The following is a 15,268-nucleotide window of genomic DNA, read 5'->3' as shown; positions in this document are numbered from 1 at the left end:
TCGTGCTCATCCCCGCCTTCGAGCCCGGTCCGCGGATGCCGACCCTCGTCACCGACCTGCTCCACGCCGATCCCGACCTCGACGTGCTCATCGTCGATGACGGCAGCGGTCCCGCGTTCGCGGCGGTGTTCGCCGTTGCCCGTGAGGCGGGCGCGCACGTCGTCACGCACGCGACCAACCGCGGCAAGGGAGCGGCGCTGAAGACGGGCTTCGCCCACATCGCCGCCCATGATCCGGATGCCGACGTGGTCACCGCCGACGCCGACGGTCAGCACACACCGGACGACGTGTGCCGCATCGCCGATGCCCTGCGCACCGACGCGGCCGGGGGCCGCAGCGCCCTCGTCCTGGGTGTGCGCGGGTTCGACGGCGCGGTGCCGCTGCGCAGCCGACTCGGCAACGCCGCATCGCGGGGGCTCTTCCGCCTCGCCACCGGACGGCGGGTCTCCGACACGCAGACGGGGCTCCGCGGCATCCCCTCCGACCGTCTCGCCTGGGCGCTCGGCATCCCGGGCGAAGGCTTCGAGTACGAGCAGCGGATGCTGCTGCGCCTCGGTCCCGACCAGCTCGCCGCGCACGAGGTGCCGATCGACACGGTCTATCTCGATCGCAACGCGTCGAGTCACTTCCGCCCGGTGCGCGACTCGTTGCGGGTGCTGACGCCGGTGCTGTTGTTCGCGTCGTCGTCGCTGGCGGCGTTCGTCGTGGACACCGTCGCCCTGCTCGTCCTGCAGGCGCTGACCGGCTGGCTGGTGCCCTCGATCATCGCCGCTCGCGTGCTGTCGGCCACCGCGAACTTCGCCGTCAACCGCCGTGTGGTCTTCCGCGCGCGCGGGGGTTCGATCCTCCCGCAGGCCCTGCGCTACGGCGTGCTCGCCCTCGCGCTGCTCGCCTCGAACATCGCGTGGATGTCGTTCCTCACCGACAACGGCCTCGCACTGCTGCCCGCGAAGGTCGTGACAGAGGGCGTGCTGTTCGTCCTCAGCTACGGCGTCCAGCGCGCGTTGGTCTTCCCGCGAACGGATGCCGGAGCCCCGGCGCGCGTACCGATCTCACGGCCGGACCCATCCGGCACCGCCGTCCTCCACCCCGCCACCCCGGTCCCGCAGCCCACCACCCAGGCCCCTAAGCCCGTCGAAGGGACCGGCACCCGCGCCGCACCCGGAGGCTTCGACAGGCTCAGCCTCCTCCCCCACAGCCCGCCCGACGCCGCCCCTCCGGCATCCGATACCTCCCCCCTCACCCCCGCAAGGAGCACCTCATGACCACCACCGCCCTGATCCTCGCCGCGACCGACCTGATCGCCGCCGTCCTGCTCAGCGCCATCTACTTCCAGCGTCATCGCCGGCGCGACCTCGTGGTCGCCTTCCTCGGCGTGAACGTGGGGGTGCTCGCCGTCGCGACCGTCCTGGGCACCGCCGAGGTGGCCCTCGGTCTCGGACTCGGCCTGTTCGGGGTGCTGTCGATCATCCGGCTGCGCTCGAGCGAGATCACCCAGCGCGAGGTGGCTTACTACTTCGCCGCCCTGGCGATCGGCCTGATCTGTGGCCTGCCGCCCGTCGACCTCTCCGTCCCCCTGCTGCTCGTCGGACTGATCGTGGCCGTCCTGGCGGTCGCCGACCACCCGCGCGTGCTGTCGCGAGCCCGTCACCAGACGGTGCACCTCGACCGTGCGATCGCCGACGAGACCGAACTGCGCGCCGAGCTCGAGCGCCTGCTCGGCGGCGAGGTGACGGGCGTCACCGTGCAGCAGCTCGACCTGGTCGATGACACGACGCTGGTCGACGTGCGGTACCGCGTGCGCGGCGCGCGGCCGGTCGCCGCGGCCCCCGGCGGCGTTCTCGGCATCGCCGACGCCGCCCCCGGCCCACGTCGGAACGCCGACGCCTCCTTCGCCGACCTGATCGGCGGCACCCGTTGAGCGCCCGCGACCGCGCCGCCAGCGCCATCGCGGCCCTCCCCTCCGTCGGCCTCGACGCCCTCACCACCGACGCCGCCCTGCTCACCCGCGTCGACCGCAAGTACGTCGTCCCGATGGATGCCGCGGCATCCCTCCTCGACGACCTCCAGCGCTCCGCCGAGGCTCCGGCCGCCCTCGAGATCGCCGGCGAGCGCGAGCTGGCCTACCGCTCGGTGTACTTCGACACCCCCGACCTGTTGAGCTTCCGCCTCGCCGCCCATGGGCGCCGTCGTCGGTTCAAGCTGCGCACCCGCACCTACGTCGACACCGGGGCCGCGTACCTCGAGATGAAGACCCGCGGAGCGCGCGGTCTCACCCGCAAAGACCGGGATGCCTACGATCTCGACACCGCCGACCGGCTCACCGCCGAGGCTCGCGACGAGGTGGCCGAAGCGCTCGACGCGATCGGGCTGGAACCCGCCCGCGCCGACGACCTCGACGCGCGTCTGCAGACGCTCTACCGCCGCACGACCCTGCTGCTGCCGGGGGCTATCCCCTCCCGCGCCACGATCGACCTCGACCTCCGCTGGATCGACGCCGAGGGCGGAGGCTTCGCCCTCCCCCGTTTCGCGATCGTCGAGACCAAGTCGCCCGGGCAGGCCGGCGCCTTCGACCGTGCGCTGTGGCGCGCGGGGCACCGCCCACAGCGCATCAGCAAGTACGCCACCGGCATGGCCGCGCTGCGTTCCGACCTCCCCCGAAACCGCTGGACCCGCGTGCTCGCGGGGCCCTTCGCCTCCTCCCACCCCACCCGAAAGGACACCTCATGCGCCGCGTGATCCCCCTCGCCCTTCCCCTCGCCCTCGCGGGCCTCGTGCTCGCCGGATGCGCCGTCACCGCGCAGCCCGTCTCGTCGACCACCTCCTCCACCGCGCCGACATCTGTCGTCGAGTCCAGTGTGCAGACCACCTCCGACATCGACTCCACCATCCCCGCGGCCGCGGCCGAACTGCTCGCGGCGAACGCCGACGGCACCGTCGTGAACGACGACGAATGGAGCATCGCGGATGCCGAGACCATCACGCTCTCCGGCTCCACCGCGTCGAGCGACTCGGCGGGGGTCACCATCGACGGCTCGACCGTCACCATCACCGCCGCCGGCGTCTACCAACTGAGCGGCGCACTCGACGGAAACGTCGTCGTCGCCGCGCCCGACGACGCACAGGTGATCCTCCTGCTCGACGACGCGACCATCGCGAGCACCTCGGGCTCGGCGATCCAGGTCGTGACGGCCGACGACGTGGCGATCAACCTCGCCGCCGGCTCCACCAACACCGTCACCGCGGCGAGTTCGGCCGACGCCGACGCAAGCGCTGCCATCTACGCCGACAGTGACCTCACCGTCTCGGGCTCGGGCGCGCTCACCGTCACCGACACCGGCAACGACGGCATCTCGGCCACCGACGACCTCGCGATCATCGGCGGCACGATCACGGTGGATGCCGCCGACGACGCCCTCCGCGGCAAGGATTCGCTGGTCGTCGAGGACGGCACCCTCACCCTCACCGCCGGGGGCGACGCCCTCAAGAGCGACCAGACCGATGACGCGACCCAGGGCTACGTCTGGATCGCCGGCGGCACCATCACGGCGACGGCGGTCGACGACGGCATCGATGCGTGGACCGACGCCCTCCTCACCGGCGGCACCGTGTCGCTCGCGACCGAGGACGACGGCATCCATTCCGAGATCGCGCTGGCCATCTCGGGCGGAGACGTGACGATCAGCCGGTCGAACGAGGGCATCGAGTCGGGCGACATCCGCATCGCCGGAGGCACCACGCACGTCACCTCGTCGGACGACGGCATCAACGCCTCGGGCGGCACGAGCACGGACTCGGGGTCGAGCGGCGGCATGGGCGGTGGCATGCAGGACACCGGCGAGAGCCTCACCATCTCGGGCGGCACTCTCGTGGTCGACGCCGCCGGCGACGGCCTCGACTCCAACGGCAGCATCACCATGACCGGCGGTGACGTCACCGTTTACGGCCCCACCCAGCAAGGCAACGGCGCGCTGGACTCGAACGGCGGCATCGACGTCTCGGGCGGCACGCTCGTCGCCATCGGCAGCACCGGTATGGCCGAGTCGCCCGATGAGTCGTCGGCGCAGGGCTGGCTCGCCGCGACGGCGTCGGGTTCCGCCGGGTCGACCGTTCAGATCATGGATGCCGCGGGCACGGTCATCGCGGAGTACACCGCCACAAAGACCTTCGGGTCGGTGGTGTTCACGTCGTCGGCGATCACCGACGGACAGACGTACACGGTGACCGTGGACGGGGCCGCGACGTCGGTCACGGCCGGTGTCGCAGTGGCCGGCGGGATGGGCATGGGAGGAGGCATGGGCGGCGGTCGGCCCTGACGTTCGCGGGTGAGACCGGAGGGCCGAGGCGGTTTGCCCGGCCCTCCGGTCCCTTCCTCCGATAAGCAAGCTCCAGTGTTATCGTTATAGATAACAGGGGGTCGACATGAGCATCGTGAAATCTCTCCGCCGGGCACGCATACGCTCCGGTGAGAGCCTTCGGAAGGTGGCCTCACGGTCAGGCGTGGGCGCCGGCAACCTCAGCGCCATCGAGAACGGCCACCGCGACCCGACCTCATCCACTCTCGATCGACTCGCCTCCACAATCGGGGTCGAATGGATTCCCTTCCCGGCGCGAGGTCGCACACCCGCGGCGGTTGCCGCAGAGGAGATTACGCATGCCGAGGCGCAGGGTCGTCACGCGCAGGCCTACCGCCGCTTCCTCCAGCTCTCCGACGATCTCGCCGCCTCCGACCCCGTGACGAGGGTGCTTCTCTCCGCAGAGGAACCAGATGACTCCCCCTCGCGCTGGGTCGACGCTGTTGCCGCGCTCGTCGAAGTGCGCTTGCGAGAAGCCTCCGCGCCGATCCCCGTATGGGTCACCGAACATTCGGGACATTCGGATGCCATCTGGGAGCCTCAGCGCAGCTCGCGCGCCCTGCCACTGAGCGCGGATCGAACGCAGGTGCCCGCCGAATTCCTCCGGCGAGGCGTCGCAATAGAGTCCGGCGAGTTGATCAGCGCGTAGGGGCGAACCGCGCCATATCTGGAGATTCCCATGTCCGGCACGCTGACTCGCAATGACATCATCGACGGCATCCGCGACCTCATCCTTCGCCTCAGAGAAGCTGGCAGCGCTGCCACCATCCAGATTGTCGGCGGGGCTGCCATAGCCCTCACGATCGATGGCGATCGCCCCGCGACCGTGGATATTGACGGGCCGATCACGCCGCCCGAAGCCGTTGCGGTTGCCGCCGCCGAGATCGCTCGAAAGAAGGGCTGGCCCCCCGATTGGGTCAACGACAAGGCGAAGATCTTTCTGCCTGACGGGATGGGGCGTGGCGCTGAATGGGTGACGCTCCACGACCAGGACAGGATTCTGATCCAAGCGGCGTCCCCTGCGATGCTTCTCGCGATGAAGCTGCGCGCGTTCGAGAGGCGGGGGCTGCGTGACGCCGACGACGTGGCCGTGCTGCTGGCAGTGCTGGAAATACAGACGGCGGATGAAGCCGAGGACCTATTGAATGAATTCTTCCCCGCCGAGGATCTGAGCCCCCGAACATTCGAACGAGTGCGGCAAATCCTGGATGCAGGACCGCCCGATCTGCCAGCTCGCCCCTCGATCCCCGACTTCTCGTAGCCCGACGACTAACCGCACGTGCGGCGAATCTGAGCGCTCCCGCTCAGCCGAACGCCGCGTCGTACACGGCCGTCAGCCCCGCATCGGCGATCCCGCTCACGCCGCACGTGATGATCACGCCATCGGCGCTGGCGCTGAGCAGGTAGCTCTCGCCCTCGACGAAGACGATCGGTTCGCCGTCGATACCCGCACCGACGCCCTGCGTGACCGTCACCGCATCACTGACCTCGCCGTCGAAGCGCTCGGTGACGGAGAGCGTCACGGTGCCGTCCGCGATGCTGCGGACGTCCGCGCGGAACGAGGTTCCTGCGGCCTCGACCGCCTCGGGAGTCACCTGGGCGCACATCGCCGCCGGCCCACCCGCAGCCGGCTGCGTCAGCGCGGTCGCAGCGACCGAAGTGCCGATGATCGCGGGGACGGCGAATGCCACGGCTGCTACCGCAGCGGCACCCGCGCCGAGGGCACCGAAGAGCACTCCTCTCCGGCTGATGCGGCTCCGGGTCGAGGTGTTCTGGGCGTTCATGGTGTCCTCCGAAAGACGAATGATCTGGTCGCTGCGCAGATGCGGCAACGAAGAGGCGGGATCGCCCGCTCGGAGCAGTCGGCGCGTTTCGTCCAGAGGTGCGTCGTTCACGGTTCGTTCCCTTCTCTTGTCTCGATATGTCCGGAGCCCGGGTGGCTCTTACGCCAGGCGTTCTCAAATCGTCGGCGCGCGCGGTGCAGCCGCACCGTCGCGGCGTTGACCGTGGTGCCGAGGACGATCGCGATCTCCCGGGGAGCGAGCTCGTCCCACGCCCACAGCCGCAGCACCTCCGCATCCGCCGTCCGCAGGTCCGCGAGGGTGGCGCGGACCTCCTCATCGACGGGTCCGCCGCGCTCGGCGACAGATGCGCCGGGCGGGTCGAGGACGGTGATCCTGGCGACCAACCTGTCGCGACGCCGCTGGGCGCGGTTCGCGTTGGCGAGTTGCAGCCGAGCCACGCCGATGGCCCAGGCGACGGACTCGGCACCGTCGGGCATGTGGTCGTGACGTCGCCAGAGCACGATCAGGGTCTCCGCCAGCACGTCCTCCGCTGTCGCAGGGTCGGCGCGCCGCCAGAGGTAGCGGCGCACGGGGTCGGCCACGAGGCGCACCGTCTCCTCGAAGCGTGCGCGGGCGGATAGGGATGACACATCTTCCACGCTGACCCATGTCCGGCGTCGACGCGACTCTTACACGCCGCCCGAAATCGGGGGATCCGCGGGCGAGCCGTACCGCGAGTGTGGCGCCGATGGTCGCGCCCGCGCCGCGTGGCAGAGTGACGACGTGAAACTGTATTCGGACTTCGCCGCGCAACGTGCCCGCCAGATGACGGCCGACATCGTCGCTCTCGTGATCATCGCGGTGAGCGTGGCGACGGGGGTCATCGTCTTCTCGACCGTCAATCAACTCGCTCAGTTCGGGCGCCAGATGCAGGCCGCGGGCGCCGACTTCCGGACGTCGATGACCGACGTCGGCGACCGGCTGGGCGGCGTGCCTCTCATCGGCTCGGGCATCAGCGCCCCGTTCGACACGGCGAGCTCCGCGGGCGACACTCTCGCGTCCGCCGGACAGACCCAGCAGGACCTCGTGCTGCAGGCGGCCATCGCGCTCGGCATCGGTGTCGCCGCCCTGCCGATCCTTCTCGTTCTGCTGGTCTGGCTCCTGCCTCGCCTCCGCTTCATCTCACGCGCGACGCACGCCCGTGCGCAACTGCGCGCCGGGCTCGACACCGACCTGCTCGCGCTCCGGGCCCTCACCAATCAGAAAGTCGCCGCGATCGCGAAGATCGACCCCGACGCCCTCGGCGCCTGGCGCCGCGGTGACCCCGCGGTGATGAAGCGCCTCGCCAGGTTGGAGCTGCGGTCGGTCGGGATTCGGGTGCCGTAGACCGATAACGGCCTCAACTCCAGAAGTCGAGGTGCGCCCGCGCGGCCTCATCCTCCCGGTGTGGCCCCGACACGATCGTCGACCGACCCCCGCGCGCGAAGACCTCGCGGGACGGCAGGTCGAGACCGTCCTCCGGCCCCGCGAGCGCGATGAGGCCCTTGCCGGACAGCGCATAGACCACGCGGCCGACCCCCGCCCAGAAGATGGCGCCGCAGCACATGGCGCACGGTTCGCACGAGGTGAACAGAGTGGATGCAGGCAGCTCGGCGGCATCCACTTCTCTCCAGGCCAGGCGCACGAAGTTCGTCTCCGCGTGCGCGGTGACGTCGTGGTCGGTGATGACCGTGTTCTCGGCCTCGACCACGCGCCCACCGCCCGTGACGAGGAGCGCGCCGAAGGGGTGATTGCCGTGCCATCGCGCGAGCTGCGACAGCGCGATGGCGCGACGGAGATAGGTGGAGTCGGCCTCGTCGAGTGCGTCGGTCATGACGTCGATGATGCTCCACTCGGCGCGGCACGCGACGCCTCACTCGCGAACCGCCTCAGACCGACGCAGCCAGGACCGCCGCCAACCCCTCCCGGAGGTCGCGCACGAAGGCGTCCGGCACCTCCAGCGCTGGGAAGTGCCCACCCACGTCTGGCGCCCGCCACCGCACGATCTCGCGGAACCGCTCCTCTGCCCAGGGCCGCGGGTGCTTCTCGATGTCGCGCGGGTAGGTGGTGAGCGCCGCCGGCACCGACACCACCAGACCGGGGTCGAGAGATTGATGGCTCTCGAAGTAGATGCGCGCCGCCGACGCCCCGGTCGCCGTCAGCCAGTACAAGGTCACGTTGTCGAGAAGCCGGTCGCGCGAGATGGTCTCGAACGGGGTGTCGTTCGTGTCACTCCACTCGGCGAACTTCTCGAGGATCCACGCGAGCAACCCGACCGGTGAGTCGACGAGGGAGTACCCGATCGTCTGCGGCGCGGTCGCCATGACCTTCGCGTACGCGAGGCGGTCATCCTCGAACGCGCGCGTCTGGTCGGCCCATTGCCGTTCGGTGGCATCGAGCCGGTCGAGGCTGAGTCCGGGCGGCGCCACCGGCGTCGTCGTATGGATGCCGATGACCTGATCGGGGAACCGACCCCCGAGGGCGATCGTGATCGGCCCGCCCCAGTCACCGCCGTGGGCCAGGAAACGGTCGTATCCCAGCCCGCTCATGAGGCGCGCCCACGCGGCTGCGATCCGCTCGGTGCCCCATCCCTCCTCCGCCGGCTTGTCCGAGTAGCCGTAGCCCGGGAGCGAGGGCGCGACGACATGGAAGGCCGGCGCGAGCGAGTCAGGAGGATCCGCGAGTTCGTCGATGATGTCGACGAATTCGGCGACGCTCCCCGGCCATCCGTGCGTCATGACGAGCGGAGTGGCATCCGATCGCGGGGACCGCCGGTGGAGGAAATGGATGCCGAGACCGTCGATGACCGTTCGGAACTGCCCGATCTCGTCGAGACGCCGCTCGAACACCCGCCAGTCGTAGCGGGTTCGCCAGTACGCGACCAGCTCGCTGATGTCGGCGAGCGGGACACCTTGGCTCCATCGCTCGCCGCCGCGCGCGTCCGCTCGCGTGGTCTCGCGCTCGGGGAAGCGCGTCGCCGCCAGACGTGCGCGCAGGGCTGATAACTCTTCGTCGGTGGCGCGTGCCGCGAAGCGACGGATCTGGTTGTCGAGCATGAAAGCCCCCCCCTCGCACTGTGAACCGGCCATGACGGTTCTACCAGAGGATCCCGCCGTGGGGAACCGGCTACGGTGGTTCTATGCCTGACCGTGATCCGGAGTTCCGTCTCGGCTCCGTGCTCGCGACCACCTTCACGGGAACGCGGACGGAACGATGCGGAATGCCCGTCGAACGCATTCCCACGCCCGCACGGCTGACGGACTGGCTGCGCGAGGTGGGCCTCCCGATCGACGCGTGCTCCCCCGCCGACCTTGTCGCGGCAGTCGATCTGCGCGAGGCGATCCATGCCGCTGCCACCGCCCGAGCTCTCGACCGACCGCTCCCCCACGGAGCTGTCGACGTCATCAACGCGGCCAGCGCGCGTGCGACGGCGTCGGCGGCGCTCACGCGCGACGGCGATCGCCGATGGCTCCTCGGCGGACCGTCCGCCGTGACGGCAGCCCTCAGCGTCGTGGCCGCCGACGCGATCGAGATCCTCGCGGGAGTGCGCCCCGGCACGTTGGCCCTCTGCGCCTCCCCCACCTGCCGAGCGGCTTTCTTCGACACGAGCCGCGGTCGCACGCGCCGCTGGTGCGACATGAACACCTGCGGCAATCACGAGAAGAAGGCGCGTCTGAGGGCCCGCCGCACCTGACTGCCACCGCAGCTCGGACTGGGCGAGCAGACCCGCCAACGAGCACCGATGCCGCGAGGAGATCGTTCCGTTCTATCTGTCGTGCGGTTGGAAGCGCATCACCGCGTCCGAGCGTTCCGTGGGACGTGACGGCACCCTCGCGACACATTCACCCGGGCCGCCCCTGCTCATCCTTCCCGTTGGCCACGATGTCGAGCCGTAGCCCGGGGGAATGATCGATCTTCGAGGTCGCGCCTGGTGACGCCCCGTCAGGAGGGCTCGCCCGCGAGGCGTGAAATCGCATCGGCGAGCCGGTGCACCGGCATCCGGGCATCCATCTCCACGGTCGCACCCCGTCTGAGGAGCGGCTCGACATCGGCGAGGTGCTGACGGATCTGTTGTTGCTCCTCCGCGGAATGCCCGTACGGATTGTTCGACCGTTGACGCACCCGATCGATCAGAACGTCGACGGGGGCGCTCAACAGCACCACGTGCTCGAAGCGGTCGTAGAAGCGACCTTGGTCCTCGGTCGTCCCCGACACCACCACGGCCGACGCCGTCGCAAGCAGTTCTGCCATCCTCGCGGCATCCCACGGGCCACCTCTGCCGTCGGTCCACCCGCCGTAGTCCGTGTCGACGGTTCGATACCCCCGCTCGGCGAGCTTCTCGAGCACCGTGGACTTCCCCGTGCCGGACATACCCGTGATCAGAACCCTCGCCATGCCGCCACGGTACTCGCGGCGAGGACGACCGACAGGGTCTTCTCGACGCCGCCCGACCCGTCCGGACTCCAGACCCCGTGGCATACTCGGCACCTGATTGCACCGAGGCGGTGCGCGACGATTCGACTCCTGCACGAAGGGACGGTCCGAGTGAGCATCGAACCCGGCATCTACGAACATTTCAAAGGCCAGCGCTACGAAGTCTTCGGAACCGCGAGGCACTCCGAGACCGAGGAGCTCTTCGTCTCCTACCGCAAGCTCTACGACGACTACTCGTTCTGGGTGCGCCCGGTGGGGATGTTCACCGAGACCGTCGACCGCGACGGATACACGGGGCCGCGGTTCCGGCGTATCGCCTAGACCGCACGTCGGGGGCCGCGGGTGGACGCCGCAACGACCTGCCTCCACCGTCGGAAGCCTGAGTCCCCGGCCGCCGCCGCAACGAGCATCCGACGACTTCGCCGCTACTCTCCGTCGGAATGAGCGGTGGCCCTCTTGCGTCGTTCGCGTCCGAGGTCCGCCCATTCCTCTGCGCCCTCGATCTCGGTGAGCAGTGCCGTGCACATGGTCGAGGTCTGAGCGTTCATGAAGAAGCCGGCCGTCACCCCGCAGAATCGAGCGAGCATGCGCGTGTTCGTGCCGGCGGCTTCCTGAAGCTGCAGGATCACCGGTGCGGGGTCTTGTGAAAGGAGGTGCGGAGTCAAGATGCTCGCCAGTCGCACTTCGAGTGTTTCGTCGGGATCCAACTCTGATACCTCCATTGTGAAGCTGCGGGAAAACGACGATCGCGCCGCCGACCGCGCGCGCGGATCAGTGACGAGCGCGATCCAGCCGATGCTCTGACAGCGCCTGGGCTGCTCTCGGTGGTTGCCGAGGTGGAGGGTGCGACGGGCTAGGGGGCGGCCCGTGAAACGCGTCCCGTCGTCGACGACGAGACGGCGTCCGCCACCCCGCTCTTGTTACCGAACGCTTCGTGCCGCGGTGGACGTCATCGGGCACTCGAACGGGTCGCGGGCGGCCAGGCCCACGCGGTTCAGGTAGGCGATCACGATGCCGTACGACTGCAACAGCGTCGTCTCGACGTAGGGGACGTTCAGTGAGGCGCTCTGCTCCTTGACGATGGCGCGAGCCTTGCTGAGGTGCGGGCGGGGCATGTTCGGGAACAGGTGATGCTCGATCTGGTAGTTCAGGCCGCCCATCAGCCAGGTGGCCCACCAGCCGCCGGTGATGTTGCGCGAGGTGCGCACCTGCTTGCTGAAGAAGTCGAGTTTCGCGTCCGGGGCGATGACCGCCATGCCCTTGTGGTTCGGCGCGAACGACGCGCCCATGTAGACGCCGAAGACGGCGAGCTGCACGCCGAGGAAGGCGAAGGCCATACCGAGCGGCAGGAAGACGAACACCGGGGCGACGAAGATCGCGAAGCGCAGCGCGATCAGCGACAGCTCGGTCCAGCGGCCCTTGACGGGCTCGCGCGAGAGCAGGTGGCGCAGGCCGATGACGTGCAGGTTGGCACCCTCGAGGGTGAGCAGCGGGAAGAACGCCCACCCCTGGCGCTGGGTGATCCAGCGCTGGATGCCACGCGCCTTGACGGCATCCTCGTCCAGGAACGAGATCGTGTCGATCTCGATGTCGGGGTCTTTGCCCACGCGGTTCGGGTTGGCGTGGTGGCGGGTGTGTTTCGCACTCCACCACGACACGCTCATGCCCACGACGCCTGCGGCGAGCCACAGGGCGAGACGCTCGTTGGCCTTGCCCGACGCGAAGATCTGCTTGTGCGCCGCTTCGTGCGCGAGGAACGCGACCTGCGTGAACAGGATGCCGAGTGCGGCGGCGATCAGCAGCTGGAACCAGCTGTCGCCCAGCAGCACGAAACCGGTGATCGCTCCGCCGAAGCCGAGAGCGAGAACGATGCCGACGACGGCGTAGAAGCGGCGGGCTCGCGCGAGCAGTCCCGTCTCGCGCACGACCTGCGACAGCTCGGTATAGGCCTTCGCCATCGGCGGGAAGTCGGTCGTCCCCTTGTAGGTCTGACGGATCGGTCCCAGCCGGGACTCGATGACGGGTGCAGCCATTGCATGCTCCTCGGTTGGGTGACCAGATGGGCCCGAAGCCGAAGGCGGATGCCAGGGACTGTTTTCTTCAAGTTACGCTCCGCGTATTCGCGCATTTGCATATTCAGACGCCCCGAAGAGCGTGAATCCGCGATTTCCCTGATTCGCTGGACGCTTTTACACGGGCGTTTGTCAGTCTCAGGAGAACGAAGGAAGATTCTCCATGAACAGCGCGCCTCCCACGGTGCGAGTGTTATGTGCGAACGGGTCCGGCCGTCACGGTGCGACGGACAGGACGACGACCCCCACGGTCAGAAGCCCTGCCGCGACCGCACCGGCGACGAGTGCCAGGACGGGACTCAATCGATTGTGAGTCGGCGCGCCGCTTCCGTCGGCAGCGCGGAGCGTCGAGAGCTGGGCGGCGCGGAGGGTCTGGTGGCGCCCCAGGGGCGTCGACTGTCCGTCGAAGGCGATGAAGGATCCATCGGCGACCATCACGACGTGTCCGAGTGTCGAGTCCCCGACCTTCGCGGTGAGGTGCCCCTCCTCCTGCAGAGTCCACACGGCGTGAACTCGACTGGGCGTGGCGTGCAATCCTCGAGTGGTCATGTGACTGATCGAGCCGCTGCAGGCAGCGCCGGGCTGTCTCGCCTGTCGGGCTCGGTGACGTCGATGAAGATGCCGGCCGTCGATTGCGCGGCCTGCGCGAAGTGACGCAGGGTTTCCCCATTCAGGGTGATTTCGGCGTCGACATCGAAGACGAATCGCAACGGAATGGCGGCGTGCATCCAGAGCGTGGTTCGGTGGCCCGCAGCTGCGTCAGGCAGCCGGCACGACACGATGAAGCTCTCACCGCGGCGCAATCTCGCGGTCGTCACCGCTTGCAGATGCGCGAGAACGACGTCGGGAAGACGAATCGGCTCCGCCGTGGAGCCGTAGAACAAGCTGCCCATCTTTACCCCGTTTGTCACGCAGATAAAACAGGTCACCGGGGTCCGGGGCAACTATGAATACGATAAGGGCGGCCCCCACGGAAAGCAACGTTCGGACGCCCGACCAAGCGACTGCATCCCGCGGCACTGTGGACGTAGAGTGGGGGCAGGCGTCCCCTGGACCTAGGCCGCTGTGTTCGACTAGGTCAGGAGTTTCATGCCACCCGATCGCGCGGTTTCCTCGTCTTTATGCCCGGGGTTCATAAAGTCGCTCCCGGTGCAACATGTCGCCGTTTCATCGCTGGGTGCACCGTTCGAAGTCGAGACGATCTGCGCGAGCGACGCTGTCGCCGCTGAGCTCGACGAGACGCAGCTCGATTCCGGTGTGGGGCCGTGTTGGCGAGCTCGAGCAACCGCCGCACCCGTGCTGCTTCCCGACCTGCGACGTGACGCGGACGCCGCGTGGCCCATGTTCCTCGCGACAGCCACACGACACAGCATCTCGTCGGTGTACGCGTTTCCGATGGTGGTGGGCCTGGTGGAGGTGGGCGTCGTGAATCTCTACGCCACCCGCGCCCACGCATTGTCGGTCGAGCAGGTCGATGAGGCTGCCGTCTTGGCGAACTCCGCGGGTCGGAGGATACTGAGGTCCGCTCTCGACTCCCTCGACGAGGACATTTCCGCGAACGCTTCCCCCCGACGATTCGTCCATCAAGCGACCGGGATGGTGGTCGCCCAGTTGCGCGTGGCCCCCGACGACGCATTGCTCATCATCCGCGCACACGCCTTCGCGTCGGGCCGGCCGGTCCGTGAGGTGGCGGAGGCGATTATCTCGCGCGACATCGATTTTTCGACGTGATCGCGAACGAACGGAAGTAGGTTGCACCCATGACGAGCACATCGCGGGAGAAAGAGCTGGTCGACACTTTCGTCGATCTCGCCGACACCCTGGTCAGCGGTTACGACGTCGTCGACCTTCTCTACCGGTTGGTCAGCCGGTGCGCGAAGACCTTCGGTGCGGCCGACGCCGGCATCCTTCTTCCCGACGCCCAGGGATCCCTGGAGGTGGTCGCGTCGACGAGCGAACGCAGCCAGCTCATCTCCCTGCTTCAGCTCAACGCGGACCAGGGCCCGTGCCTGGATGCGTACCACTCCGGCCAACCGGTCACCGTCGACGACTTCGCCGCGATTCACGATCGATGGCCGCGGTTCGCGGACGCCGTCGGTGAGTTGGGGTATCAGTGGATGCACGCGATCCCCCTTCGCCTCCGCGAAGAGGTCATCGGTTCGCTGAACCTCTTCGGCGACACCCCCGACCCACTCTCCGCGCAAGACGCCCTCGCGGCGCGAGGTCTCGCAGATATCGCCACGATCGGCATCCTTCACGAACGAGCGTTCCGAGAATCAGACATCGCTCGCACGCAGTTGCAGCACGCTCTCGACAGCCGTGTCGTGATCGAGCAGGCGAAAGGCGTCCTGTCTCACTCGCACGGCGTCGACATGGAGGAGGCCTTCCGCCTTCTTCGCGAACAGGCTCGCAGCACTCAGCGAAAGCTCGCCGACGTCGCCCGCGACGTCATCGCCGACGCCATCCGCTGACGGGGCCCGGGCACAATCGCACGTCCCCGATCACCTGATCAACCTCCTGCGAGCTCTGTCACCGGCGGCACCCGCGGGCGTAGCATCGCCGGTACGCCGGAGTCCCTCCGCGG

20 protein-coding genes are annotated in these 15,268 nt (G+C 68.7%); 11 read left to right on the top strand and 9 right to left on the bottom strand.

Annotated elements, in window-relative coordinates; all coding sequences use genetic code 11:
* The first annotated feature begins 2 nt into the window (after positions 1-2).
* The 6 genes from MT347_RS02605 (at position 3) to MT347_RS02580 (ending at position 5,616) form a co-directional block, all read left to right on the top strand.
* Positions 3-1,265, top strand: coding sequence for a bifunctional glycosyltransferase family 2/GtrA family protein (locus tag MT347_RS02605; RefSeq protein ID WP_308194196.1), 1,263 nt, complete (start codon positions 3-5; stop codon positions 1,263-1,265).
* Positions 1,262-1,921 carry a DUF4956 domain-containing protein gene (locus MT347_RS02600; RefSeq protein WP_243497830.1) on the top strand — a complete coding sequence of 220 codons (660 nt, stop codon included), beginning with the start codon at positions 1,262-1,264 and terminating at the stop codon, positions 1,919-1,921. Before MT347_RS02605 ends, MT347_RS02600 begins: the two co-directional genes overlap by 4 nt.
* Complete coding sequence (locus MT347_RS02595; protein WP_243497828.1) at positions 1,918-2,739, top strand: polyphosphate polymerase domain-containing protein; 822 nt, start codon at positions 1,918-1,920, stop codon at positions 2,737-2,739. Before MT347_RS02600 ends, MT347_RS02595 begins: the two co-directional genes overlap by 4 nt.
* On the top strand, positions 2,727-4,316 hold the full coding sequence (locus MT347_RS02590; RefSeq protein WP_243497826.1) for a carbohydrate-binding domain-containing protein: 1,590 nt from the start codon (positions 2,727-2,729) through the stop codon (positions 4,314-4,316). The genes MT347_RS02595 and MT347_RS02590 overlap by 13 nt, the downstream gene beginning before the upstream one ends.
* Before the next feature lie 106 nt (positions 4,317-4,422).
* On the top strand, positions 4,423-5,004 hold the full coding sequence (locus tag MT347_RS02585; protein ID WP_279390913.1) for a helix-turn-helix transcriptional regulator: 582 nt from the start codon (positions 4,423-4,425) through the stop codon (positions 5,002-5,004).
* 30 nt (positions 5,005-5,034) lie between these two features.
* Positions 5,035-5,616 carry a hypothetical protein gene (locus MT347_RS02580; protein WP_243497822.1) on the top strand — a complete coding sequence of 194 codons (582 nt, stop codon included), beginning with the start codon at positions 5,035-5,037 and terminating at the stop codon, positions 5,614-5,616.
* A 43-nt stretch (positions 5,617-5,659) separates the two neighbouring features.
* On the opposite strand, the gene MT347_RS02575 is transcribed toward MT347_RS02580, so the two are convergent.
* Both MT347_RS02575 and MT347_RS18330 read right to left on the bottom strand, forming a co-directional pair.
* Positions 5,660-6,250, bottom strand: coding sequence for a hypothetical protein (locus MT347_RS02575; RefSeq protein WP_243497821.1), 591 nt, complete (start codon positions 6,248-6,250; stop codon positions 5,660-5,662).
* Complete coding sequence (locus MT347_RS18330; protein WP_243497820.1) at positions 6,247-6,789, bottom strand: RNA polymerase sigma factor; 543 nt, start codon at positions 6,787-6,789, stop codon at positions 6,247-6,249. Before MT347_RS18330 ends, MT347_RS02575 begins: the two co-directional genes overlap by 4 nt.
* Before the next feature lie 133 nt (positions 6,790-6,922).
* Between MT347_RS18330 and MT347_RS02565 the strand changes: the two genes are divergently transcribed.
* Positions 6,923-7,525: a hypothetical protein gene (locus MT347_RS02565; RefSeq protein ID WP_243497818.1), complete on the top strand. Its 603-nt coding sequence runs from the start codon at positions 6,923-6,925 to the stop codon at positions 7,523-7,525.
* Positions 7,526-7,538: 13 nt separating this feature from the next.
* Here MT347_RS02565 and MT347_RS02560 read toward each other — a convergent pair whose 3' ends face one another.
* Positions 7,539-8,012, bottom strand: a complete 474-nt coding sequence (locus MT347_RS02560; RefSeq protein ID WP_243497817.1) for a nucleoside deaminase — start codon at positions 8,010-8,012, stop codon at positions 7,539-7,541.
* Positions 8,013-8,067: 55 nt separating this feature from the next.
* Positions 8,068-9,234: an epoxide hydrolase family protein gene (locus tag MT347_RS02555; protein ID WP_243497816.1), complete on the bottom strand. Its 1,167-nt coding sequence runs from the start codon at positions 9,232-9,234 to the stop codon at positions 8,068-8,070.
* Between the two features lie 83 nt (positions 9,235-9,317).
* Between MT347_RS02555 and MT347_RS02550 the strand changes: the two genes are divergently transcribed.
* Positions 9,318-9,872, top strand: a complete 555-nt coding sequence (locus tag MT347_RS02550) for an ABATE domain-containing protein (RefSeq protein ID WP_243497814.1) — start codon at positions 9,318-9,320, stop codon at positions 9,870-9,872.
* Positions 9,873-10,120: 248 nt separating this feature from the next.
* Here MT347_RS02550 and MT347_RS02545 read toward each other — a convergent pair whose 3' ends face one another.
* Positions 10,121-10,573, bottom strand: a complete 453-nt coding sequence (locus MT347_RS02545; RefSeq protein ID WP_243497812.1) for an AAA family ATPase — start codon at positions 10,571-10,573, stop codon at positions 10,121-10,123.
* Positions 10,574-10,723: 150 nt separating this feature from the next.
* Between MT347_RS02545 and MT347_RS02540 the strand changes: the two genes are divergently transcribed.
* Complete coding sequence (locus MT347_RS02540; protein ID WP_243497811.1) at positions 10,724-10,933, top strand: DUF1653 domain-containing protein; 210 nt, start codon at positions 10,724-10,726, stop codon at positions 10,931-10,933.
* A 104-nt stretch (positions 10,934-11,037) separates the two neighbouring features.
* Here the strand turns inward: MT347_RS02540 and MT347_RS02535 are convergent, their stop codons facing one another.
* The 4 genes from MT347_RS02535 to MT347_RS02520 form a co-directional block, all read right to left on the bottom strand.
* Complete coding sequence (locus tag MT347_RS02535; protein WP_243497810.1) at positions 11,038-11,241, bottom strand: hypothetical protein; 204 nt, start codon at positions 11,239-11,241, stop codon at positions 11,038-11,040.
* A 291-nt stretch (positions 11,242-11,532) separates the two neighbouring features.
* Complete coding sequence (locus tag MT347_RS02530) at positions 11,533-12,645, bottom strand: acyl-CoA desaturase (RefSeq protein WP_243497808.1); 1,113 nt, start codon at positions 12,643-12,645, stop codon at positions 11,533-11,535.
* Between the two features lie 255 nt (positions 12,646-12,900).
* Entirely contained in the window at positions 12,901-13,188 is a 288-nt protein-coding gene (locus tag MT347_RS02525) for a hypothetical protein (RefSeq protein WP_243497807.1), read from the bottom strand.
* Between the two features lie 41 nt (positions 13,189-13,229).
* Positions 13,230-13,568 (bottom strand): hypothetical protein, encoded by a 339-nt coding sequence (locus MT347_RS02520; RefSeq protein ID WP_374206474.1) that lies wholly within the window; start codon positions 13,566-13,568, stop codon positions 13,230-13,232.
* 265 nt (positions 13,569-13,833) lie between these two features.
* On the opposite strand from MT347_RS02520, the gene MT347_RS02515 reads away from it, so the two are divergent.
* Positions 13,834-14,415: an ANTAR domain-containing protein gene (locus MT347_RS02515; RefSeq protein ID WP_243497803.1), complete on the top strand. Its 582-nt coding sequence runs from the start codon at positions 13,834-13,836 to the stop codon at positions 14,413-14,415.
* A gap of 29 nt (positions 14,416-14,444) precedes the next feature.
* Positions 14,445-15,155, top strand: a complete 711-nt coding sequence (locus MT347_RS02510; protein WP_243497801.1) for a GAF and ANTAR domain-containing protein — start codon at positions 14,445-14,447, stop codon at positions 15,153-15,155.
* The last annotated feature ends 113 nt before the right edge of the window (positions 15,156-15,268 follow it).

Source organism: Microbacterium sp. VKM Ac-2923 (assembly GCF_022815605.1).
Taxonomy (GTDB): Bacteria; Actinomycetota; Actinomycetes; order Actinomycetales; family Microbacteriaceae; genus Microbacterium.
The sequence above is the reverse complement of the archived record's forward strand: the minus strand, read 5'-3'. Positions and strand labels throughout refer to the sequence as shown.